21 protein-coding genes are annotated in these 22081 nt (G+C 67.6%); 12 read left to right on the plus strand and 9 right to left on the minus strand.

What is annotated here, in order from left to right:
* Window positions 1-22: 22 nt before the first annotated feature.
* From DIR46_RS13280 to DIR46_RS13290, 3 genes are all read right to left on the minus strand, one after another.
* The gene (locus DIR46_RS13280; protein ID WP_109345639.1) at window positions 23-1357 is read right to left on the minus strand and encodes an amino acid deaminase; all 1335 of its coding nucleotides are present in this window, start codon (window positions 1355-1357) and stop codon (window positions 23-25) included.
* An 89-nt stretch (window positions 1358-1446) separates the two neighbouring features.
* On the minus strand, window positions 1447-2187 hold the full coding sequence (gene phbB / locus DIR46_RS13285; RefSeq protein WP_109345640.1) for an acetoacetyl-CoA reductase: 741 nt from the start codon (window positions 2185-2187) through the stop codon (window positions 1447-1449).
* Between the two features lie 89 nt (window positions 2188-2276).
* Entirely contained in the window at window positions 2277-3455 is a 1179-nt protein-coding gene (locus DIR46_RS13290) for an acetyl-CoA C-acetyltransferase (protein WP_109345641.1), read from the minus strand.
* A gap of 332 nt (window positions 3456-3787) precedes the next feature.
* Here DIR46_RS13290 and minC point away from each other — a divergent pair, with 332 nt between their 5' ends.
* From minC to minE, 3 genes are read left to right on the plus strand one after another with little or no spacing between them, the layout of a single operon-like run.
* Window positions 3788-4579: a septum site-determining protein MinC gene (gene minC / locus DIR46_RS13295; RefSeq protein WP_109345642.1), complete on the plus strand. Its 792-nt coding sequence runs from the start codon at window positions 3788-3790 to the stop codon at window positions 4577-4579.
* A 36-nt stretch (window positions 4580-4615) separates the two neighbouring features.
* On the plus strand, window positions 4616-5431 hold the full coding sequence (gene minD / locus DIR46_RS13300; protein WP_109345643.1) for a septum site-determining protein MinD: 816 nt from the start codon (window positions 4616-4618) through the stop codon (window positions 5429-5431).
* Window position 5432: 1 nt separating this feature from the next.
* Window positions 5433-5684, plus strand: a complete 252-nt coding sequence (gene minE, locus DIR46_RS13305; RefSeq protein ID WP_109345644.1) for a cell division topological specificity factor MinE — start codon at window positions 5433-5435, stop codon at window positions 5682-5684.
* A gap of 291 nt (window positions 5685-5975) precedes the next feature.
* Here minE and DIR46_RS13315 read toward each other — a convergent pair whose 3' ends face one another.
* Window positions 5976-6566 (minus strand): hypothetical protein, encoded by a 591-nt coding sequence (locus DIR46_RS13315; RefSeq protein ID WP_229446606.1) that lies wholly within the window; start codon window positions 6564-6566, stop codon window positions 5976-5978.
* Window positions 6567-6817: 251 nt separating this feature from the next.
* On the opposite strand from DIR46_RS13315, the gene DIR46_RS13320 reads away from it, so the two are divergent.
* From DIR46_RS13320 to DIR46_RS13360, 9 genes are all read left to right on the plus strand, one after another.
* Window positions 6818-7507 (plus strand): response regulator transcription factor, encoded by a 690-nt coding sequence (locus tag DIR46_RS13320; RefSeq protein WP_109345646.1) that lies wholly within the window; start codon window positions 6818-6820, stop codon window positions 7505-7507.
* Between the two features lie 73 nt (window positions 7508-7580).
* Window positions 7581-8855 (plus strand): glutamyl-tRNA reductase, encoded by a 1275-nt coding sequence (gene hemA / locus DIR46_RS13325; RefSeq protein ID WP_109345647.1) that lies wholly within the window; start codon window positions 7581-7583, stop codon window positions 8853-8855.
* A gap of 100 nt (window positions 8856-8955) precedes the next feature.
* On the plus strand, window positions 8956-10032 hold the full coding sequence (prfA, locus tag DIR46_RS13330; protein ID WP_109345648.1) for a peptide chain release factor 1: 1077 nt from the start codon (window positions 8956-8958) through the stop codon (window positions 10030-10032).
* A 150-nt stretch (window positions 10033-10182) separates the two neighbouring features.
* Window positions 10183-10665, plus strand: a complete 483-nt coding sequence (locus DIR46_RS13335) for a disulfide bond formation protein B (RefSeq protein WP_109345649.1) — start codon at window positions 10183-10185, stop codon at window positions 10663-10665.
* Window positions 10662-11483 carry a peptide chain release factor N(5)-glutamine methyltransferase gene (gene prmC, locus DIR46_RS13340; RefSeq protein ID WP_109345650.1) on the plus strand — a complete coding sequence of 274 codons (822 nt, stop codon included), beginning with the start codon at window positions 10662-10664 and terminating at the stop codon, window positions 11481-11483. The genes DIR46_RS13335 and prmC overlap by 4 nt, the downstream gene beginning before the upstream one ends.
* Before the next feature lie 67 nt (window positions 11484-11550).
* The gene (locus DIR46_RS13345; protein WP_109345651.1) at window positions 11551-13596 is read left to right on the plus strand and encodes a DUF885 domain-containing protein; all 2046 of its coding nucleotides are present in this window, start codon (window positions 11551-11553) and stop codon (window positions 13594-13596) included.
* 77 nt (window positions 13597-13673) lie between these two features.
* The gene (gene gshA, locus DIR46_RS13350) at window positions 13674-15269 is read left to right on the plus strand and encodes a glutamate--cysteine ligase (RefSeq protein ID WP_109345652.1); all 1596 of its coding nucleotides are present in this window, start codon (window positions 13674-13676) and stop codon (window positions 15267-15269) included.
* A 50-nt stretch (window positions 15270-15319) separates the two neighbouring features.
* The gene (locus DIR46_RS13355; RefSeq protein ID WP_109345653.1) at window positions 15320-16366 is read left to right on the plus strand and encodes a histone deacetylase family protein; all 1047 of its coding nucleotides are present in this window, start codon (window positions 15320-15322) and stop codon (window positions 16364-16366) included.
* Window positions 16363-16878, plus strand: coding sequence for a GNAT family N-acetyltransferase (locus DIR46_RS13360; RefSeq protein ID WP_229446250.1), 516 nt, complete (start codon window positions 16363-16365; stop codon window positions 16876-16878). The genes DIR46_RS13355 and DIR46_RS13360 overlap by 4 nt, the downstream gene beginning before the upstream one ends.
* A gap of 11 nt (window positions 16879-16889) precedes the next feature.
* Here the strand turns inward: DIR46_RS13360 and DIR46_RS13365 are convergent, their stop codons facing one another.
* The 5 genes from DIR46_RS13365 to DIR46_RS26595 form a co-directional block, all read right to left on the minus strand.
* A complete protein-coding gene (locus DIR46_RS13365) occupies window positions 16890-17246 on the minus strand; it encodes a hypothetical protein (protein WP_109345654.1) in 357 nt (118 codons plus the stop codon).
* A 94-nt stretch (window positions 17247-17340) separates the two neighbouring features.
* A complete protein-coding gene (locus DIR46_RS13370) occupies window positions 17341-18693 on the minus strand; it encodes a sensor histidine kinase (RefSeq protein WP_109345655.1) in 1353 nt (450 codons plus the stop codon).
* The gene (locus DIR46_RS13375; protein ID WP_109345657.1) at window positions 18690-19364 is read right to left on the minus strand and encodes a response regulator transcription factor; all 675 of its coding nucleotides are present in this window, start codon (window positions 19362-19364) and stop codon (window positions 18690-18692) included. The genes DIR46_RS13370 and DIR46_RS13375 overlap by 4 nt, the downstream gene beginning before the upstream one ends.
* Window positions 19365-19538: 174 nt before the next feature.
* Window positions 19539-21605, minus strand: coding sequence for a PEP-CTERM sorting domain-containing protein (locus DIR46_RS13380; protein ID WP_229446251.1), 2067 nt, complete (start codon window positions 21603-21605; stop codon window positions 19539-19541).
* Window positions 21606-21755: 150 nt separating this feature from the next.
* Window positions 21756-21950 (minus strand): hypothetical protein, encoded by a 195-nt coding sequence (locus DIR46_RS26595; protein WP_162819508.1) that lies wholly within the window; start codon window positions 21948-21950, stop codon window positions 21756-21758.
* Window positions 21951-22081 lie beyond the last annotated feature (131 nt).

The following is a 22081-nucleotide window of genomic DNA, read 5'->3' on the forward strand; positions in this document are numbered from 1 at the left end:
TGTAGCGTAACGACAGCGGCTTTCAGAAAAAGGTATTGAGCGCGTAGCGCACCGTGTAGGCGTCGTCCACGGCCAGCAGCAGCGGCCACTTGTCGAAGGTGGTGCAGGGGTGGGAAATGCCGCAGCCGACCAGGTCGCCGACCGCAAGGCTATCGCACAAGGGGTCGCCTTCCGGCAACCTCAGGTAGGCGTGCTGGTCGTTCATCTTGACGATCGTGCAGCCGGGCGGCAGCGCGGCCGGCGCGGTGTTGCCATCCGCAGCGCCGTCGGGGCACGCCGTGTACAGCGGGATCGGCAGGTCGGCGTCGTAGGAGGCGTCGCGCTTGCCCATGGTGAGAATGGCCAGGGTCGGCTCGGGGCGCGACTGGACCGTGCTCCAGACTTCGAGCGCGGGCCTGAGCCCTTCCTGCTGGCCGCCTTCGCGCGCGTTCAGCTCCTCGATATGGCGGCGGTACATGCCATGGTCGCTCGTCAGGTAACAGCCGCTGCGCAGGATGGCGCGTACTGGACGCGACAGGCCGGCCACGTCCCGGAAACCGCGCGCCACCAGGTCGAAATAGGACGAGCCACCGGCCGAGACCAGGATCTCGGGCATGGCGAACAGGCCCTCGCCATCGGCGCCGCGTACCAGCGCGACCAACCGGGACAGAAAATCGTCGACCTGGCGCAAGTCGGCGGCGCGGTCGTCGCTGACGAGCAGGCCTTCGTAACCCTCGAAGCCGGCCAGCGCCAGGCCGTCGGCTGCCGCGACGGCGCGCGCCACCTCCATCGCTTCCTGCGGCGTGCGGCAGCCGGCGCGCTTGCCGGCCAGGCCCAGCTCGACCAGCACGGGGAGCGGACGCGCCAGCCGGTGCGCCGCGACCGCCTGCGCCAGGCGCGCCACGCCGGCATGCGAATCGGCCAGCACGATGCACTCGAAATCCGGATCGCCATGCAGCAGTGCCAGCACCGCCTCGATATCGCTGCGCGCCACCAGCTGGTTGGCCAGCAGCACGCGGCGCACGCCGAAGCGGTGCGCGACCTGGACCTGGATCGCGGTGGCGAGGGTGATGCCCCAGGCGCCATTCGCCAGTTGCGCGCCGAACAGCTGCGGGCTCATCGTGGTCTTGCCGTGCGGCGCCAGGGTGACGCCGTGGCGCTCGCAGAAGGCGCGCATCCAGGCCAGGTTGTGGCGCAGGCTCGATTCCCTGAGCACGGCAACCGGATAGCTGGTATCGCCGCGCAGCACATTCCACCCCTGCACGCCGATCGCGCCCTGGCGCAGCGGTTCGCGCAGCGGCAGGCCCTTGGCGCCGGGGAGCAGCAGCTGTTCGTCGAGGCTGGACAGGGCGAGGCCGCCGTGGGGCAAGGTGTGCATGATCGGCTCCGATAGCAAGTTGGTCGTCTATTGTAATCGGCGTAAAAAAAGCACCGCCTCAGCGGTGCTTCGTGTGTCGTCCTGACGGATCAGGACATATGCTGCCCGCCATTGATGGCGATATTGGCGCCAGTGACGAATGCAGCCTCGTCCGACGACAGGTAAGCCACCAGGCCCGCGACTTCTTCGGGCTTGCCCAGGCGGCCCATCGGAATTTGCGGGATGATCTTGGTTTCCAGAACTTCGCTCGGGATGTCCATCACCATCTTGGTGCCGATATAGCCCGGCGAGATGGTGTTGACGGTCACGCCCTTGCGCGCCACTTCCAGCGCCAGCGCCTTGGTGAAGCCGTGCATGCCGGCCTTGGCGGCCGAGTAGTTGGTCTGGCCGAAGGCGCCCTTCTGGCCGTTCACCGACGAGATATTGATGATGCGGCCCCAGCCGCGCTCGACCATGCCGTCGCAGACCGGCTTGGTCATATTGAACACGGAATCGAGGTTGGTCTTGATCACGGCGTCCCAGTTGACCTTGTCCATCTTTTTGAAGGTCATGTCGCGGGTGATGCCGGCGTTATTGACCAGCACGTCGATCGGGCCGACGTCGGCGATCACCTGGCGCACGCATTCCTGGGCCGCGTCGTAATCGGCCACGTCGCAGGCATAGGCCTTGAAGTCATAGCCCTGCTGTTTCATGGCGCCGAGCCAGGAGTCGACCTTGGTATTGCCCGGCGAAAAAGTGGTGACGACCTGATATCCCAATGCAGCCAGTTTGATGCATACCGCTTCGCCCAGGCCGCCCATGCCGCCGGTTACTAATGCTACTCGAGCCATTGTCTTCTCCAGTTTTATTGTGTCACTTCACTTCGCTTGAAACCGACGGCGCTATCAGGAGGGCCGTCGCTACCGTCATCAGGCCGTCGTCAGTCGCGCTCGACCGCCAGCGCCACGCCCATGCCGCCGCCGATGCACAGGCTCGCCAGGCCGCGCTTGGCGTCGCGGCGGATCATTTCGTGCAGCAGGGTCACCAGCACGCGGGCGCCGGAAGCGCCGATCGGGTGGCCCAGGGCGATCGCGCCGCCGTTGACGTTGATCTTGGACGTGTCCCAGCCCATCTGCTTGTTGACGGCGATCGCCTGGGCGGCGAAGGCTTCGTTGATTTCCATCAGGTCGACGTCTTCGTGGGTCCAGCCGGCCTTCTTGAGGCACAGCTGCGAGGCCGACACCGGCCCCATGCCCATGATCGACGGGTCGAGGCCGGACGAGGAATAGGCCTTGATGCGCGCCAGCGGAGTCAAGCCCAGTTCTTTCGCTTTCGAGGCGCTCATCATGATCACGGCGGCGGCGCCGTCGTTGATGCCCGACGCATTGCCGGCGGTGACCGAACCTTCCTTATTGAACGCCGGACGCAGGCTGGCCAGCGCCTCGAGGGTGCTGCCGTGCTTTGGATATTCATCGGTGTCGAAGACGGTCGTGCCCTTCTTGGTCACGATCTCGACCGGGATGATCTCGTCCTTGAACTTGCCTTCTTTTTGAGCAGTTTCGGCCTTCAGCTGCGATTGCAGCGCGAATTCGTCCTGCTCGGCGCGCGAGATCTCGTATTTCTTGGCGACGTTCTCGGCGGTGACGCCCATGTGGTACTGGTTGTAGACGTCCCACAGGCCGTCGACGATCATGGTGTCGGTGAGCTTGGCGTCGCCCATGCGGAAGCCGTCGCGCGAGCCGGCCAGCACGTGCGGCGAGGCGCTCATGTTCTCTTGCCCGCCGGCGATGACGATCTGGGCGTCGCCGCAGCGGATCGCCTGGGTCGCCAGGTGAGTGGCCTTGAGGCCGCTGCCGCAGACCTTGTTGATGGTGTAGCCGGGCACCATGTCGGGCAGGCCGGCCTTGATGACGGCCTGGCGCGCCGGGTTCTGGCCCACGCCGGCGGTGAGCACCTGGCCCATGATGACTTCGCTGACGGTTTCGGGGGCGATGCCGGTCTTGGCCAGCAGGTGCTTGATCACTTGCGCGCCCAGTTCGGCGGCTGGAATCTTGGCGAGGGTACCGCCGAATTTGCCGACGGCCGTACGACCGGCGGCGACGATGACTACGTCTTCCATGTTCAATCTCCGTTCAGCCGGCCGCGGCCGGCAACATACAGAATTCCCTCGGACTCGGCGCGCCATTCTGCGATGGCGGGCTCTGTGCATGGGATCGATAAAAACCTCAAGTGTCGGAATGAGGAGCCCATGCTGCTGTTAAAGCATCAGCAATCTTAGCAGTTTATTCATCAAAAACAACATACCAATCGTGCGGGTTTGATCTGGCGCATGACTTAATTTTTGGTTGCTGACAAACGTTCAATTTCTGTTAGGAATGATGCGTGCGCTTCTGTCCTTTTCTATAATTTTCACAGTAGAATGCACAAGCGCAACGCCAACCACACCGTTTTATGCCTAAAACCACGCTTCCCATCGAAATCAAGATTTCCACGGTCGTTGCCATTTCCACGATCCTGCACTCGGCCGACCCGGAAGCCATCGACTCCGCCCTGGAACAGATGACCGGAGGCGTATCGGACTTCTTCGAGGACGAGTTCGCGGTGATCGACGTGGCCGCGATCGCGCTTGAGGCGCCGCGGCTCGACTGGGCGGCGCTGGTGTCCCTGCTCAAGAAATACCGCCTGAACGCGGTCGCCGTGCGCGGCGCCAGTCCGGCGATGGTGGAAGCGATCCGGGCCCAGGGCCTGGCGCTGGACGACGGCTCGAGCGGCGTGCGCGCCAGCGGCCATGCGGCTGCGCCTCCCGCCCCTGCCGCGCCCGAACTGGCTGCCGCAGCGGCTCCCCCGGCGGCCGCTGCGCCAGCCCCGGAACCGGCCGCCGCCCAGGCGCCGGCCGCCCTGCCGCTGGTCATCGACACGCCGGTCCGCGCGGGCCAGCGCATCTATGCCCGCGGCACCGACCTGATCGTCACCGCCGTGGTCAACAATGGCGCCGAATTGATCGCCGATGGCAGCATCCACGTGTATGCGCCGCTCAATGGCCGCGCACTCGCGGGAGCGTCCGGCAATCCGGACGCGCGCATCTTCGCGCTGTCGATGCAGCCGGAACTGGTCTCGATCGCCGGCGTGTACCGCACGTTCGACGAAGGTTTCCCGTCCGACCTGTCGCGCCAGCCAACGCAGATCCGGCTGGTCGGCGACCGGATCGACATCCAATCGCTGGCTCCGGCACCTCGCGCCTGATCCCCGAACTGAACAGATACTGTAAAGGACTTTTTTGTGGCACGAATTATTGTTGTGACGTCCGGCAAGGGCGGTGTGGGCAAAACGACCTCGAGCGCTAGCTTCTCCACCGGGCTGGCCATGCGCGGCCACAAGACGGCAGTGATCGACTTCGACGTCGGCCTGCGCAACCTCGACCTGATCATGGGCTGCGAACGCCGCGTGGTCTACGACCTGATCAACGTCGTCAATGGCGAAGCGACCCTGAACCAGGCGCTGATCAAGGACAAGCACTGCGACAACCTGTTCATCCTGCCGGCCTCGCAGACGCGCGACAAGGACGCCCTGTCCGAAGAAGGCGTGGAGCGCGTGCTCAACGACCTGGTCAAGATGGACTTCGAATTCATCATCTGCGATTCGCCGGCCGGCATCGAACACGGCGCGCTGATGGCCCTGACCTTCGCCGACGAAGCGATCGTGGTCACCAATCCCGAAGTCTCGTCGGTGCGCGACTCGGACCGCATCCTGGGCATCCTGCAGGCCAAGTCGCGCCGCGCCCAGAGCGGCAGCGAGCCGGTCAAGGAACACCTGCTCATTACCCGTTATTCGCCGAAACGCGTCGAAGCGGACGAAATGCTGTCTTACCAGGACGTGCAGGAAATCCTGCGCATCCCGCTGATCGGCATCATTCCGGAATCGGAATCGGTGCTGCACGCCTCGAACCAGGGCAACCCGGCGATCCACTTCAAGGGGACCGACGTGGCCGATGCCTACGAGGACGTCGTCGCGCGCTTCCTGGGCGAAGACCGCCCGCTGCGCTTTACCAACTACGAAAAGCCGGGACTCTTCCAGCGCATTTTCGGAGCCAAGTGAGATGGCATTGCTTTCATTCCTCTTCCCCGAAAAAAAGAAGAGCGCGACAGCCGCCAAGGAACGCCTGCAGATCATCATCGCACGCGAACGGACCAACCGCGCCGGTCCGGATTTCCTGCCGGCCCTGCACCAGGAGCTGCTGGCCGTGATCTCGAAGTACGTCAAGGTCAACCCTGACGACATCAAGGTCTCGGTCGACCGCCAGGGCAACCTGGAAGTGCTGGACGTGAACGTGGTGCTGCCGGATACCTGACCGGCGCCGCGCTTCGCCCATCGATGCCCGCCCCGTGCGGGCATCGTCTTTTGTGATGGGCATTTCTTGAGTGAGACGATCTTCATCATGACCCGTCTCGCCTCCCACCCCGTCCCGGACGCCACCGGCAATGCCCGCGAAGATGCGCTGGCGGATTTCGCGCGCCACCTGGTGACGACCCGCGGCACCGTGGACGCGGGCAGGGTCGAGGCGGTGAAGGCGGCCGGGGTGAGCGCTGCCCAGGTCGTCGACCTCACCCTGGCGTCCACCCTGCGCAGGATGGTCAGCTCGTCACATCACCAGCACCGGCTCTTTCGCCGGCCCACTGACCGCCCCGCCATTGACCTGTACAGTGGCGGCGGCGTCGTCGTTCTCCTCCACCGGCTGCGGCGCCTCGCCCGCGGCCTCGGCCCGCTCCAGCTCCTGCACCACCTTCACGCAGGCTTCCACGTGCTGCGCCCCCATGCGCTTGAACAGCGTGTAGCCGATCGCCGCCGACGCGATCTGGCCGGCCAGCGGCACCATCTTGGCCGTGGTCTTGACCGCCATCCGGCCGGCCACGACCCGGAACAGGCGCGCGACGGCGCCGCGCGTCACCAGTTTGCCGACAAGCATGCCTCCCACCGACGCCGCCGCCTTGTAAGCGATCACGCGCATGCGTGGGTGCAGGCGTTCGATCTGCTTCTGGGTCAGGCCGAATTCGGCATTGATCTGGTCGACCAGGGCCGCGAAACCCGTAATATCGGCCAGCAGGTCGAGGCCGGGCACCGGCACCGCAGCCACCGCCGCCGACATCGCGGCGCGTTTCCTGACCAGCGCCAGGCAGCGGCTGCGGGTGGCGTCGATCTCGGCGCCGCTGACGGGGACGCGATCCTCGGACACAGCGGTGTTTTTGCGTGTAAACAACATAATTTCCCCCTATACATTATCTGAATGACATATAAAATTCAGTCTACGCCTGTGGGGAGATTTTCTGCGTGGTCCCGTTAACACAACACTCGCATAGTACAAATGTCACCTTTTGGTGTCTGAGCGATGTTTATCAGTAGCATCGTTTTGTGAAAGTCTGATATATTTGGTTTAACTTTGTAGGAATCTTCCTACATAGGCAACCACACAACATTTCGCCCGTCATGAAGATTGCCGTCCTGGAGCAAGACCGTCCCCAAGCCGACCTGATTTGCCAGGTCCTCAGCGCCGCTGGCCACAGCTGCCAATCGTACGACAGCGCCAAGGAATTACTGGGGCAGTTACGCAAGGACAGTGCCGACATGCTGGTGATGGACTGGAATGTCCCGGATATGGAAGGCGGCGAAGTGCTGCGCCGCGCCAAGGAAAAGCTGGCGTCCACCGCGCCGACCATGTTCCTCGTCGGGAATAACGCCGAAGACGACATCATTGCCGGCGTCACCGCCGGCGCCGACGACTACCTGGTCAAGCCGCTGCGCCGCGGCGAGCTGGTGGCGCGCGTCTCGGCCCTGCTGCGCCGCGCCTATCCATCGCAGAACAGCGCCGAGCAGCTGCAGTTCGGCCCGTACACCTTCGAGACCCGTCCGGGACGGCTGCTCAAGGACGGTTCGGTGATCGACGTGACCCAGAAGGAGTTCTCGCTGGCGCTGCTATTCTTCAGGAATATTGGCCGCCCGCTGTCGCGCGCCTACATCCACGAATCGGTGTGGGTCCGCGAAAACGACGTGCCGTCGCGCACCATGGACACCCACGTCTCGCGCGTACGCAACAAGCTCCATCTGCGGCCAGAGAACGGCTTCCGCCTCGTGCCGGTCTACAGCTATGGCTACCGGCTGGAAAAGCTCGGCGCCTGAGGCGAGAGCCTGAAGCCCTGACAGCAAGAGGGTATAATGGCCGCAGTCCATTGACCCTCGCTCTCCCTCCGAAATGCAACTGCTTGCCGTCGGCCTGAACCACACCACAGCACCGGTCTCGCTGCGCGAGCAACTGGCGCTCGCGCCCGACCAGATCGGCACGGCGGTGCAGTCGGCGCGCGGCTGGTTCGCGCGCCAGGGTTCCACCGGCGGCGAAGAGGCGGCGATCCTCTCGACCTGCAACCGCACCGAGATGTATGCGGCGATCAAGCTGCCCGATCCGCTGGACGCTTCGGCCCAATTTCTGGCGCATTATCATGCGCTCAACTACGCCGAGCTGCGCCCCCACCTGTACCTGCTGCCGCAGGACGACGCCGTGCGCCACGCCTTCCGCGTCGCCTCGGGCCTGGACTCGATGGTGCTGGGCGAACCGCAGATCCTGGGCCAGATGAAGGATGCGGTGCGCACCGCCGACGCCGCCGGCGGCCTGGGCACCTATCTGCACCAGATGTTCCAGCGCACCTTCGCGGTGGCGAAGGAAGTGCGCACTACCACCGAGATCGGCGCCCACAGCGTGTCGATGGCCGCCGCCGCGGTGCGCCTGGCGCACCGCATCTTCGACCGCATCGCCGACCAGCACGTGCTGTTCATCGGCGCCGGCGAGATGATCGAGCTGTGCGCGGCCCACTTCGCGGCCCAGAACCCGAAATCGGTCACCATCGCCAACCGCACCATGGAGCGCGGCGAGGCGCTGGCCGCCCGCTACAACGGCCGCGCGATCCGGCTGGCCGACCTGCCGGACAACCTGCAGCAATTCGACATCGTCATCTCCTGCACCGCCTCGACCCTGCCGCTGATCGGCAAGGGCCTGGTCGAACGCGCCGTCAAGGCGCGCCGCCACCGCCCGATGTTCATGGTTGACCTGGCCGTTCCGCGCGATATCGAACCCGAGGTCGCGCGCCTGGACGACGTGTTCCTGTACACGGTCGACGACCTGGCCCAGGTGGTGCAGACCGGCATGGAAAGCCGCCAGGCCGCCGTACGCCAGGCCGAAGCGATCATCGAGACCCGGGTCCAGTCCTTCATGCACTGGGTCGGCGACCGCGCCGTGGTGCCGGTGATCCGCGACCTGCACGAATCGGGCGAGGCCTTGCGCCAGGCCGAGCTGGAACGCGCGCGCAAGATGCTGGCGCGCGGCGAGGATGCCGAAGCCGTGCTCGAAGCGCTGTCGAAGGGGCTCACCGCCAAGTTCCTGCACGGCCCGCAACAGGCCCTGCACCAGGCCCAGGGCGACGACCGCGCGCGCCTGGCCACCCTGCTGCCGCAGCTGTTCCGCGGCCGCCGTTAGCGCCCCGATTCTCCCGGCGGCCCCGCCCGCCCTGCGCGCCCAAGCGCGCAAGCCGGCCCTTCGCTGCGGCCTCCCGACCATCTTCCTACCGAGACTGCCCATGAAACCTTCCATGCTGTTCAAGCTGGACCAACTCGCCAACCGCCTCGTCGAGCTGGATGAACTCCTGATGAGCGAAGGCGCCACCGCGAACATGGACAGCTATCGCAAGATGACGCGCGAACACGCCGAGCTGTCGCCGCTGGTGGCGGTGTACCGCCAGTACCAGGGCGCGTTGGAAGACACCGCCGCCGCCGAGGAACTGCTGCAGGATCCCGAGATGAAGGAGTTCGCCCAGGAAGAAATCGAGGGGGCGAAACAGCGCATGGCGGACCTGGCGCTCGAACTGCAGAAAATGCTGCTGCCGAAGGACGCCAACGACGAGCGCAACATCTTCCTCGAGATCCGCGCCGGCACCGGCGGCGACGAATCGGCCCTGTTCGCGGGCGACCTGCTGCGCATGTACACCCGTTTCGCCGAGCGCAACCGCTGGCAGGTCGAGATGGTGTCCGAGTCGCCGTCCGACCTGGGCGGCTACCGCGAAGTCATCGTGCGCGTGGTCGGCAACGGCGCCTATTCGAAACTGAAATTCGAGTCGGGCGGCCACCGCGTGCAGCGGGTGCCGGCCACCGAAACGCAGGGCCGCATCCACACCTCGGCCTGCACGGTGGCGGTGATGCCCGAGGCGGATGAAGTCGAGGACGTCGACATCAACCCGGCCGACCTGCGCATCGACACCTACCGCGCCTCGGGCGCCGGCGGCCAGCACATCAACAAGACCGACTCCGCGGTGCGCATCACCCACCTGCCGACCGGCCTGGTGGTGGAATGCCAGGACGACCGCAGCCAGCACAAGAACAAGGCCTCGGCCATGAAGGTGCTGGCGGCGCGCCTGAAGGACGCCCAGCTGCGCGAGCAGCAGTCGAAGGAAGCGGCCACCCGCAAGAGCCTGATCGGCTCGGGCGACCGCAGCGAGCGCATCCGTACCTACAACTTCCCCCAGGGCCGCCTGACCGACCACCGCATCAACCTGACCCTGTACAAGCTCGACTTCATCATGGACGGCGACCTGAAGGAACTGACCGAAGCGCTGGCCCAGGAACACCAGGCCGAATTGCTGGCGGCGCTGGGCGACTAAAGCAACAAGCGAACTTAAGTCATTGTTAAGTTGCCAGATTGAAAATCGCGAAGCGTCGTTTGCAACGTTTATGCGAGAATAACGGCGATCCTGCCAAAGGCAGGGTGGACGGGTTTCCCGTCCACCCTGCCCGTTTTCAGAAAGCCACGCATGCCTACCAACCGCCAGGTCCTGTTCGCCATCTCGTCGATCTCGTTCGCGCTGATCGCCGTTGCCCTCTATCTGCAGCATGCCATGGAAATGCGGCCCTGCCCGCTGTGCGTGATCCAGCGCTACATGTTCCTCGCCATCGGCGTGTGCACCCTGGTCGGCGCCATCGGCGGCAAGGTCCGCGCAGCCACGATCCTGGCCCTGCTGGCGGCCTTTGGCGGCCTGGTCACGGTCGGCAAGCACCTGTACGTGATCGCCAATCCCGGCTTCTCGTGCGGCATCGATCCGATGGAGACGATGCTCAACAAGATCCCCAGCGCCGAATTTCTGCCGTGGCTGTTCCGCGCCGACGGCCTGTGCGAAGGCGCAACCGACACCATTCTCGGCCTGGCGATCCCGCAATGGTCGGCGGTCTGGTTCGTGGTGCTGACCGTGCTGCTGGGCTGGGTGCTGCTGCGGAACTTGCGCGCCGGGCGGGCATGATCGAGGCCGGCGCCACGCTCGGGCAGGTGCGGCTGTCGCTGCCGCTCGATCCGCTCGAAAACCGCATCCTGCTGTGCCATGCGCTGCGCCTGCCGCGCGTGGCCCTGATCACGCAGTCGGAACGCGTGCTCACGCCTGAAGAAGCGGCGCTCCTGGCGTCGCTGGTGCGGCGCCGCCTGGACGGCGAACCGATCGCCTACATCGTCGGCGAGCGCGAATTCTTCGGGCTGCCGTTCAAGGTGACGCCGGCGGTGCTGATCCCGCGTCCGGACACCGAGCTGATCGTCGAACTCGCGCTGGAGCGCCTCGCGCCGCGACAGCGCGTGCTCGACATGGGCACCGGCAGTGGCGCGATCGCCGTCGCCCTCGCCCACACGCGGCCGGATGCCGACGTCACGGCGCTCGACGTGAGCGAGGAGGCGCTGGACGTCGCGCGCGCCAATGCCGTCGCCAACGAGGCGCGCGTGCGCTTCCTGCGCAGCGACTGGTACGACGCCCTCGGCGCGGAGCGCTTCGACCTGATCGTCTCGAACCCGCCCTATATCGTGGCCGGCGACCGCCACCTGATCGAGGGCGACCTGCGCTTCGAGCCGATCGACGCCCTCACCGACCACGCCGACGGCCTGTCCGACCTGCGCACCATCGCCGACGGCGCCGGCGCGCACCTGGAACCGGGCGGCTGGCTGCTGCTCGAACATGGCTACGACCAGGCCGGGGCGGTGCGCGATCTGTTGAAGGCACGCGGCTACGGCGAAGTGCAGAGCTGGCGCGACCTGGCCGGCATCGAGCGGGTCAGCGGAGGCCGCCGCAGTGCCTAGGGCGCCTGGGGCGCGCACCCCTCGGGACGGGCTTGTTAGAATGACCAGTCCTGATTCCGGAGCATGCATGCGCATCCTGTTCGCCTCCCTCGTCCTGCTCGCGCCGCTGCACGGCGGCGCCGCGGTCGTGCCACCTGCTCTGCCCGCACTGCCCGCGCCGCCTGCCGTCACCCCGGATGCGCCGCTCGAGCAGCCGTCCGTGCTGGCCGCCCGGCTCTACGAGCGCGACTGGCAGTGGCAGCTGCGCCATGCGCCCGAGAAGGCCACCGCCCTGGGCGAGCATCGCTACAACGCCTGGCTATCCGACACCTCGCTGGCGGGACGCGCGGCCGCGCTCGAGCACGAGCGCGCCATGCTGGCGGCGGCGCAGAAGATCGACCGCGCGCAGCTGGCCGGCGAAGACCAGGTGTCCTACGACCTGTTCGTGGCCGACAAGGCGCGCCTGATCGCCGCCGGCGCGGCGCGTCCTTTCGATCCGCTCCCGATCACCGCCTACGACGGCCTGCAAGTGCGGCTGCCGCGCCTGGTCGCGGAGATGCCGTTCGCAAACGACGCCGATTACCTGACCTATCTGGCGCGCCTGCAGGCGCTGCCGGCCCACGTCGACGGCCTGATCGAGCAGCTGCGCGCCGGTCAACAGGCCGGCTGGACGATCCCGAAGGCCGCCATCGCGCCGGTGCCGGATGCGTTGCGCGCGCTGCGCGAGAAGTTGGCGGACGGGGCGCTCGGCGCGCCCTTCCAGCGCATCCCGGCGACCGTCGCCCCCGAGGTGCGCGAACAGTTCCGCGCGGCCGGCAAGGCGGCCCTGGAACAGCAGGCGGCGCCGGCCCTGCGCAAGCTCGAGGACTTCCTGCGCCGGGACTACGTGCCGGCCGCGCGCGACAGCACCGGCGCCGCGGCGCTGCCGGGCGGCCCGGAGTGGTACGCCCAACTGGTGAAGGACAGCACCACCACCGCGATGACGCCGTCCCAGGTGCATGCGCTCGGCCTGCAAGAGGTCGCGCGCATGCGCGCCGAGATCGAACGCCTGATCCCGCGCACGGGCTTTCGCGGCGGCTTCGCCGAATTCATCGCCTTCGCGCGCAGCGACCGGCGCCTGTTCTTCGTCGACGCGGCGGCCCTGCTCGACCGCTACCGGCGCACGCTGGCGCTGGCCCAGGCGCGGCTGGGCCGCGTGGTCACCGTCATTCCCAAGGCGGGCGTCGTCGTCAAGCCGATGGGCGGCGACAGCGGAAACGCCGGTCAGCCGGCCGCCTATTACGAGGCCGGCAGCGCGGCGCGCAGCGCCGCGCTGGTGGTCGACACGGCGCGCCTGAACGCGCGTCCGATCTGGCAGGTCGACACCGTGGCCCTGCACGAGGCGGTTCCCGGCCACCACCTGCAGGTGACGCGCGCCCAGGAACTCGAGCTGCCGGCATTCCGGCGCCACGGCTGGTACGACGCCTACGGCGAAGGCTGGGCCACCTATGCCGAAGGCTTGGGGCTGGATCTCGGCCTGTTCCAGGATCCGTTCTCGCTGTTCGGGCACCTCAACGAAGAGATGTTCCGCGCCGCGCGCCTGGTGGTCGACACCGGCATCCATTCGCTCGGCTGGACGCGCCAGCAGGCGATCGACTACCTGAACACGCATACCGCCAATCCGCCGGCCGACAACGAGGCCGAGGTCGACCGCTATATCGCGCGCCCGGCCCAGGCGCTGGGCTACAAGATCGGCCAACTGCGCATCCTGGCGCTGCGCACCCAGGCGCGCGCCGCGCTCGGCAAGCTGTTCGACCCGCGCCGCTTCCATGACGCCCTGCTCGGCGGCGGCGCGCTGCCGCTGCCCGAGCTGGAACGCCGCATCGGCCGCTGGATCGTGGCCGAGAAGGATCCGGCGACGCGCGCCGGCGCGCCGCAGGCCGCGGCCAGGGCGAATGTCGACGGCGACGCCGAATTCAATGCCGCATCCGAACCGGTGTCGACATGGGAACCCGCTTTCGAATTCGACTTCGTGCTCGACGGCGAGCTGCCGCCGGGCTACGACCCCGGGCCGTCGCCCGATTTCGAGCCGCCGGCCGCCGCGGCGCCGGCGCCGGCCCGCAAATCCTTCAGCGCGCCGCCCTGGCTTGAATGAGAGGGCGCCGGACGCGCAGTCCGTTTTTCGGTTAATCTCTGCACCAACCGAACTGGCAGTATAAGAAAGGAAACACTGTGTCGAACCAATTCAACCGCCGCCTGGCCCTGCTCGACGACGACGACCACCGCGCGCTGCTGGGCCAGGGCTTGCGCGGCATCGAGCGCGAAACCCTGCGGGTCGACGCGGCGGGCCAACTGGCGCGCACCCCGCACTCCCCGGCGCTCGGTTCGGCCCTGACGCACCCGCACATCACGACCGACTACGCCGAGGCGCTGCTGGAATTCATTACGCCGGCCGAACACGACATCGCGCTGGCGCTGCACCGCCTCGACGCGATCCACCGCTACGCCTACGCCAAGCTGGGCGACGAGATGCTGTGGGGCGTGTCGATGCCGGGCGAACTGCCGCCCGAGGAAGAGATCGAGATCGCCTGGTACGGCAAGTCGAATATCGGCATGCTCAAGCACGTGTACCGGCGCGGTTTGGCGCTGCGCTATGGCAAGGCCATGCAATGCATCGCCGGCATCCACTACAACTATTCGCTGCCGGAGCAACTGTGGCAGCTGTTCGCGCAAGAAGAAGGGATCGCCGAGGAACGCCGCCATGCGCTGCGCGACTTCCAGTCGGAAAGCTATATCGCGATGATCCGCAACTTCCGCCGCTATTCCTGGCTGCTGATGTACCTGTTCGGCGCGACGCCTGCGCTCACCACCAGCTTCCTGCGCGGCCGCGAACACCATCTCGAGACGCTGTCCGGCGATACCCTCTACCTGCCGTACGCGACCAGCCTGCGCATGAGCGACCTGGGTTACCAGAACGACGCCCAGTCCGGCCTGCGTCCGCACGAGAACAGCCTGGAAAGCTATGTCACGAGCCTGATGGATGCGGTCAACCGTCCCTACGAGCCCTACGCCAAGCTGGGCACGAAGAAGGACGGCGAATGGATCCAGCTGTCGACCAATGTGCTGCAGATCGAGAACGAGTATTACTCGACCATCCGTCCCAAGCGCGTGATCCGCACCGGCGAGCGTCCGGTGCAGGCCTTGTGCAACCGCGGCGTGCAATACATCGAGGTGCGCTGCCTCGACGTCGATCCGTTCGAGCCGGTGGGCATCGCCCTCGACACCGGCCGCTTCCTGGACGCCTTCCTGCTGTTCTGCGCGCTCGAGGAAAGCCCATTGATCAGCGCCCACGACAGCCAGCTGCACGCGCGTAACTTCGCGCGCACGGTCAAGGAAGGCCGCCGCCCCGACCTGACCCTGACTCGCGACGGGGCAGAAGTGCCGCTGAAGGACTGGGCGCTGGAACTGATCGAACGCATCCGCCCGGTGGCCCGGCTGCTGGACGACGGGCACAACGAGGGCGACGTGCACCAGGCTGCGCTGGCCAAGCAGAAGGCGAAGATCGAGGATCCGTCGCTCACCCCGTCGGCGCGGGTGCTGGAAGAAGTGCGCGCGCTCGGCTCGGCCGCGGCCTTCGGCCTGCAGCAGAGCCGCCTGCATGCGGCCACCTTCCGCGACAGTCCCCTGATGCCGGCCGAGGAAGCGCTGTTCGACGAGATGGCGGCCAGCTCGCTGGCCGAGCAGGCGAGCATCGAAGCGACCGACACGGGCAGCTTCGACGACTTTGTTGCGGCCTACAATTGCAGTAGGCTATGCTCCAACAACTGAGGTAGCCGCCAATCGCGGCATCCGTTCGAACCTGCAGCCGCGAGGACTACTTGCTCACGTTTTACAACGAACACCATGCCCAGCATGCCGGCCGCGTCGAGCCCGATCGCGGCGAGCTGGCGCCTTGTTCGGAAGAGCCCGAGCGCGCCGCCATCGTCCTGAAGGAATGCGAGCGGCGCGGCCTGGGCGCGATCGTCACGCCGCACGGCGTGCCGCTCATGACGCTCGAGCGGGTGCACAGCCCGCGCTACCTGCATTTCCTGCGCAACGCCTGGAGCGAATGGATCGGTCTCGATCCGCGCAATGCCGGCAAGGATGCCTTGCCGAGGGCATGGCCGGTGCGCACCCTGCGCTTCGATATCGAACCGGACGATTTTGGCGCGCGCCTCGGCCTGTATTCGATGGATGCGGGCACGCCGCTGACGAGCGGCACCTGGATCGCGGCCAAGACCGGCGCCGACTGCGCCGTCAACGCGGCCCATGCCCTGCGGCGCGGCGAGCGCGGCACCTTCGCGCTCACGCGCCCGCCCGGCCACCATGCCGGCAGCGATTTCTTCGGCGGCGCCTGCTTCTTGAACAATGCCGCGCTGGCGGCCCAGCACCTGCTGGACGACGGCCTGGAACGGGTCGCCATCCTCGACCTCGACTACCACCACGGCAACGGCACCCAGGGCATTTTTTATCATCGCAGCGACGTGCTGTTCGTTTCGATCCACGCCGACCCGCGCGTCGACTATCCGTTCTACCTGGGCCATGCCGACGAGACCGGCAGCGGCGCCGGCGCCGGCTACACGATGAACATCCCGCTGGCGCCCGGCTGCGGCAGCGGCGCCTGGTTCGCGGCCCTGGAAACCGCCTGCCTCAAGATCGCCATGGCCCGGCCGCAGGCGCTGGTGGTGTCGCTCGGCGCCGACACGGCCGCGCAAGGGCAGGATCCGCGCTTCGGCCTGCAGGGCGGCGACTTCCTGCGCATCGGCGAACGCATCGCCCACCTCGGGCTGCCGACGGCCTTCGTGTTCGAGGGCGGCAATGCCGGTCCCGAGCTCGGCATCCATACGGTCAACGTGCTGGAAGGTTTTGAAACCGCCGCCGAATGACCGCCGTTCCACATTCCACCCATCCTCTCTTCGCATTTCATGACCCCCCCAGCTCCACCTTCATCGACTGGCAATTCTCGCGCTTCGCCGACCTCTCGCCGTTCGACCTCTATGAAGTGCTGGCCCAGCGCCAGAACGTCTTCATCCTAGAGCAGACCTGCCTGTATCCCGACATCGACGGCCATGACCTGGACGCCCACCACCTGCTGGGCTGGCGCAGCATCGATGGCAAGCGCAGCCTGGCCGCCTACCTGCGCGTGCTGGCGCCGGGCGCCAAGTACGACGAGATGTCGATCGGCCGCGTGATCACCACCCCGGCCGCGCGCGGCACCGGCGCCGGCCGCGCCCTGATCGGCGAGGGCATCCGCCAGGCCGAGGCGCTGTATCCGGGCCACCGCATCCGCATCGGCGCCCAGCAATACCTGGAGCGCTTCTACGGCGGCTTCGGCTTCCAGACCGTCTCGGAACCGTATGACGAAGACGGCATCATGCACATCGACATGCTGCGCTAAGAACCTTCTCGTCAGTCGCAGCGGCGCGGCCGCAGGCCCGCTTCGCGCTCTTTCTTGGCCTCGCGGTCGCACTCGATCTTGCGCACCATCTCGAGGCTGTCCTTGCTGTTCTGGGTCGCGATGCGCTGGCGCTCGAGCGCATTGAGCTTCTCGTTGTCGCGCCGGGTCTGCTGCCGCAGCATGCACTCCGTGTATTCGCGCGAACCCTGGCGCGCGCCGAAATCGGCGCAGGTGCCGGTGTCCTCGGCGAGATGCATGGCGCGCCTTTGCTCGGGCGACTGGCATGCCGCCAGGCCCGCGGCCAGCACGGCGACGAGGCCCAGCGTCGCGAGGGGGCGGCGACCCGCGCCGCAAGATGGTCGATTCATGTTGTTCTCCTGTCTGACATTCGGTGGCCGGCCGGTGTGGCCGGAGGCGACGGCGTCGCCATGCACGACAGTAGAACAGCGCTGGATTGCGGGATCATGGAGTGCGCGGCGAAACCGGCCGGACCGGCGACAGGACGACGCGCGCAATCGTGCCGCCGCCGGGCGCGCCGAGGAGCGACACGTGGCCGCCGTGGCGCTCGACCACCTGCTGCACCAGGTGCAGGCCAAGGCCGCTGCCGGCCGAGCGCGGCCGCAGGCGGTGGAACGGTTCGAACACGCGCTCGCGCTCTTCCGGCGGGATGCCCGGACCATCGTCCTCGACCTCGAATGCCGGGCCCTGCACGCGCACCACCACGTGGCGCCCGCCATGCTCGATCGCGTTCTGCACCAGGTTCGTCGCCACCCGCTCGATCGCGCCGGCGTCGCCCCTCACCGGCCGCACCGGCTGCGCCGCGTCGACCTCGACCGCGATCGAGCGGTCGGCGGCGATCAGGAGCGGCGCCAGGTCGGCGGCCACGCGCCGCACCAGCGCGGCCAGGTCGATCTCTTCGTCGCGCCGCGCCGCGTCCAGGCGCTGCAGGTCGAGCATCTGCTCGGCCAGGTTGGCGAGCCGCTCGACGTCGCTACCGAGCCGGCGCGTGTCGGGGTCCCTGGAAGCATCGACCTTGACCCGCAGGATCGCGATCGGCGTGCGCAATTCGTGGGCGGCCGAGGCGATGAAGCGCCGCTGCCGCTCGTATCCTTCGTCGAGGCGGCCGAGCGCATCGTTCACCGCCCGCACCAGCGGCGCGATCTCGCTCGGCACCTGCGCTTCGCTGAGCCGCACGCCGCGCCGGTCGACGTCGATGCTTTCCGCCTCGGCGGCGATCCTGGCGACGCCGGCCAGTGAACGCCTGACGATCCAGGGGATGGCGACCAGCGACATCAGGACCATCAGCAGGAAGATCGGGAGCGCGGCGACGTTGGACGCCGCCAGCACGGTGAAGCCCACCTGCGTCAGCTTGCCGTGCCCGAGGATCGTCACCGGGCCGGCGGGCGAGTCCTCGCGGCGGATCACGGCGCTCAGCGCATGGGGCGCGTAGCGGTCGCGCACGTGGCCGTAGGAGAGATTGCGCAGCAGGCTGGTGGCGGCCGCATACTGCGCCGGCACCTGTCCGAAGCTGAGGCGGCGGCCATGGTCGTCCTCGGCCACGAACCACAGGTTCGGCGTCTCGGCGCGCAGCGCGGCCAGTTGCTCCGTCATGCGCAGCGCCAGGGCGCCGTCGTCCGCGCGCACGATGGCAGCGGCGATGACGGGCGTGATCCGCTCGTCGGTATACGGCCCTCCGCTATCGGCGCGCAGCGCCAGCGCGACGAGGAGCGGGATGCAGATGAACAAGATGGCGAACTGGAACAGCAGCGGCTGGACGATCAGCGGCCGCTTGAGCGAGGGCGGCCTGCGGCTCACGACCGCGCCTGCAGCAGGTAGCCGACGCCCTTGATGGCGTGGATCTCGATGCCGGCATCGACGGCGGCCAGCTTGCGGCGCAGGCGCGAGATATGGGAGTCCAGCGTGTTCGACTGGATCGCGTCGTCGTAGCCATACACGGCCTGTTCGAGCGATTCGCGCAGCACGGTGCGCCCGCGGCGCTTGACGAGCGTCGCCAGCACGCGCAGTTCGCGTCGCGCCAGGTCCAGCCGCACGCCCGCCACGCTCGCCTCGTCGTTGGCGACATCGAACACGAGCGCGCCGACGTGGATTTCCTCGGGACCGAGTTCGGCGGGACGGCGCCGCACCGCGCGGATGCGCGCGAACAGTTCTTCGAGCGCGAACGGCTTGACGAGGTAATCGTCCGCGCCCTCGTCGAGGCCGGCGACACGGTCGGTGACTTCGCCGCGCGCGGTCAGCATGATGACGGGCAGGCCGGGATTGGCGGCGCGCAGCAGCGGCAGCAGGGACAGGCCATCGCCGTCGGGTAACGTTCGGTCGAGCAGCACCAGGTCGTACGCATGCAGGCGGCTGGCCTCGCGCGCCAGCGCCAGCCGGTCGGCATGGTCGACAACGTATTTTTCGCGCTCCAGCGCGCCGCGCACCGTGTCGGCGAATTCGGTTTCGTCCTCTACCAGCAGAATTCTCATCGGGCATCTTCCATGGACAGGTGGCTTGGCGGCATGCTGCGCGCTCGGGTGAGCATACCTGCCGCGCATTGCGGCAACATGGCGTGCGCCCTCCTGTTCAGGTCCTGATGGCTGCGCTTGCTCCTTTCCAACGATACACTACTGCGCGGACGCGCCCGTTCAGATGATCCGAGGTCAGCAAGCGCACGGCGGCGGATCGAGCCGCACGTACTGGCAGTCCTCGCGGTGGCAGGCCAACGCCAGGATCTGGCGCGCATCGTTGATATCGGTCGCATCCACCAGCGTCCAGCCCACGGGCATCGCGCTCAGCGCGTTCAGGTCGCGCATCGCGCCCCGCTCGTGCAGGAAGGCGTGCGATGCCGGGCCATCAGGCGTGTCGGCGGTCGACGAGCCCACCACCGATCCGGCATTGTTGAGGCCGTTGGCAGAGCCATAGCCGAAGCTGCCCAGCGCTCCCAGGCTGTACATCACGCCGCCAGAGTACAGGAACGGTTGCGCCAGATAGCTGCTCCCGTCGACGACGATGCCGGTATCGGCGATGCCGACCACCTCGCCGGCATCGTTGATGTCGTGGGCGCTGCTGTTCTTGCCGCCCAGCGTGCCCAGGCTGCGCATGATCTGGTCGCGGTAGACGTAGGCAAGATAGTGCGGCACCGGAAAGGCGTCGCCCGTGACCGAGGCGGTGCCGGTCACGGCGCCGTGCCGGTTGATCGCGGCGGAGCCGCCCCAGGTGCCGCCGAACGTGGGAATGATGCGCGTGATGCCGTTGGCGACGACGAAGCCGCGGCCACGCTCGCCGATCCCGAAGGCGGCATTGCCGGACACGGCGCCGCTGTCGTTCAATCCGCTCGCCGAGTTGACGCCCACCAGCACCCCGCGCCCGGCATTGCGCAGGCCGGCCGGTGAGAACACGTGCGCGGCGTCGACGTGGACGCCGGCCAGGTGGCCGTGGCCGTTGATCGCGTAGGCGTTCGAACCCGGCGCCAGCGCGGCATAGTCGCGCACGGTGGCGCCATCCCACACGGCGGCGGCGCCGTTGCTGCCCGCCACATGGCCACGGCTGTTGATGGCATGGGCGGAGAACCCGGTCGGGAGGAAGGTGGCGCGGAACAGGCCCGGCTGGCCCTGCCCCGCGTCGGCCGGGGCTGCTGACGCCGCCAACGGCGCCGTCAGCGTTCCCACCAGGAGCGCCGGCGCCATCCAGTACGAGCGCGCACGCAGGCGCCGGCGCGCATGCCAGCCCAGCAGCGCCAGCCCCGTCCCCAGCATCGCGCAGCTGCCGGGTTCGGGCACCGCCGTGACCAGGTCGAGCCGCACCGCGCGGCAGTCGCCCAGCCCGTTGCAGGCCTGGGCCAGGATCTGGCCGGCATCGTTGACGTCGAGCGCGTTCACCAGCTGCCAGTCGCCGCGCCCGCCCACCAGCGCGTTGAGGTCGAGCATGCCGTCGAGCTGGCCGCCGGCCCCATAAATGAAGGCGTGGTAGTCGAAGCCGCCCACGCTGCCGATGCCGGACAGGCCCACCACCACGCCGGCGTTGTTGAGCGCATTGGCGCGCCCGGACACGCCGCCCAATGTGCCGAGATCGATCATGCGGTTCTCTTCGGGAGAGAACAGGAAGGGCCGCTCGCTGAAGTTGTCTTCGAGCCCGGACCAGCCAACGACGAAGCCGGCGTCGTTGATGTCGTTCGCTTCGCTGAACCAGCCGCCGAGCGAGCCGAGGTCGTGCTGAACGCCGTCGCGGTAGACCGAGGCGGTGCGCCGCGGATCGCCCCAGTCGTCGCCATCGCCGGCGCGGCTGGCGAAGCCCGCGATGTGGCCGCTGGCATTGATCGCATTGGCCACGCTGATCGTGCCGCCGAAGCTGCCCAGCTGGGTCACGGCGCCCGACTTGTACAGGAAGGCGTAGGTCTCGGAAAAGCCGAGGGCGCCGAAGCCCGCCACCTGGCCGGCGTCGTTGATGGCGGTGGCCCAGGTGCCATAGGCCGGCGGCACGTTGAAGATCGAGAAGGCGCCGCCGGCATACACGAAGGCATCGCTGCCGATGCGACCGACGATGGAACCGCCGTTATTGATCGCCAGGCCTTCGCTGCCGGGCAGCAGCGAGGCCAGGTAGGTGGCGCCGCCCGTCGACCATACCGCCGCCCCTCCCTGCGCGGTGCCCACCACCCGCCCGGCGTCATCGAGACCGGCGGCGGTGAAATCCTGCGGCAGCCAGGTCATGCGGTAGAGCGGCTCTGCCATGGCCAGGCCTGGACATGCCAGGATGACCAGCAACAATTTAGTTAAGAAATATTTGCGTAAGGACATGATCGATCCTTCCGATGACCGGGGAATCTCAACGATGTCGCAAACAAGGCGGGGCCGTTCTGCGCCAGCGCAGGCGCGCGCGGGTCACGAGGCGGCCAGGCGGCCGGCCCCGAGCAGCAGCACCGCAGCCGCCAGCAGCAGCCAGGCGGGCGGGTCGGCGGCGAGATAGGGATCGACGACGACGCAGGCGGGGACGGTCGTCGCCGGCATGGGTGCGGCGGACGCAACGCCGGTCCAGGCCGGCATGAAGCAGACGACGGGGAGGAAAGATGCACGCATGATCGGCCCGGCACGAAAAACCCCGAGCATCGCCCGCCACCTCCCCGCGGGTCGTGCGCCAGGTCAGCCGTGCGCGCAAAAAAAACCGGGGCGATGCCCCGGTGCGGTACGTCATTGCGCAAGCCTGCCGG

Source organism: Massilia oculi (genome assembly GCF_003143515.1).
Lineage (GTDB): Bacteria > Pseudomonadota > Gammaproteobacteria > Burkholderiales > Burkholderiaceae_D > Telluria > Telluria oculi.

What these genes read in the sequence shown, in the direction of transcription:
- DIR46_RS13280 (WP_109345639.1), bottom strand. Translation starts at nt 1,357, where the DNA reads ATGCACACCTTGCCCCACGGCGGCCTCGCCCTGTCCAGCCTCGACGAA.
- phbB (WP_109345640.1), bottom strand. Translation starts at nt 2,187, where the DNA reads ATGGCTCGAGTAGCATTAGTAACCGGCGGCATGGGCGGCCTGGGCGAA.
- DIR46_RS13290 (WP_109345641.1), bottom strand. Translation starts at nt 3,455, where the DNA reads ATGGAAGACGTAGTCATCGTCGCCGCCGGTCGTACGGCCGTCGGCAAA.
- minC (WP_109345642.1), top strand. Translation starts at nt 3,788, where the DNA reads ATGCCTAAAACCACGCTTCCCATCGAAATCAAGATTTCCACGGTCGTT.
- minE (WP_109345644.1), top strand. Translation starts at nt 5,433, where the DNA reads ATGGCATTGCTTTCATTCCTCTTCCCCGAAAAAAAGAAGAGCGCGACA.
- DIR46_RS13320 (WP_109345646.1), top strand. Translation starts at nt 6,818, where the DNA reads ATGAAGATTGCCGTCCTGGAGCAAGACCGTCCCCAAGCCGACCTGATT.
- hemA (WP_109345647.1), top strand. Translation starts at nt 7,581, where the DNA reads ATGCAACTGCTTGCCGTCGGCCTGAACCACACCACAGCACCGGTCTCG.
- prfA (WP_109345648.1), top strand. Translation starts at nt 8,956, where the DNA reads ATGAAACCTTCCATGCTGTTCAAGCTGGACCAACTCGCCAACCGCCTC.
- DIR46_RS13335 (WP_109345649.1), top strand. Translation starts at nt 10,183, where the DNA reads ATGCCTACCAACCGCCAGGTCCTGTTCGCCATCTCGTCGATCTCGTTC.
- prmC (WP_109345650.1), top strand. Translation starts at nt 10,662, where the DNA reads ATGATCGAGGCCGGCGCCACGCTCGGGCAGGTGCGGCTGTCGCTGCCG.
- DIR46_RS13345 (WP_109345651.1), top strand. Translation starts at nt 11,551, where the DNA reads ATGCGCATCCTGTTCGCCTCCCTCGTCCTGCTCGCGCCGCTGCACGGC.
- DIR46_RS13360 (WP_229446250.1), top strand. Translation starts at nt 16,363, where the DNA reads ATGACCGCCGTTCCACATTCCACCCATCCTCTCTTCGCATTTCATGAC.
- DIR46_RS13365 (WP_109345654.1), bottom strand. Translation starts at nt 17,246, where the DNA reads ATGAATCGACCATCTTGCGGCGCGGGTCGCCGCCCCCTCGCGACGCTG.
- DIR46_RS13375 (WP_109345657.1), bottom strand. Translation starts at nt 19,364, where the DNA reads ATGAGAATTCTGCTGGTAGAGGACGAAACCGAATTCGCCGACACGGTG.
- DIR46_RS13380 (WP_229446251.1), bottom strand. Translation starts at nt 21,605, where the DNA reads ATGGCAGAGCCGCTCTACCGCATGACCTGGCTGCCGCAGGATTTCACC.
- DIR46_RS26595 (WP_162819508.1), bottom strand. Translation starts at nt 21,950, where the DNA reads ATGCGTGCATCTTTCCTCCCCGTCGTCTGCTTCATGCCGGCCTGGACC.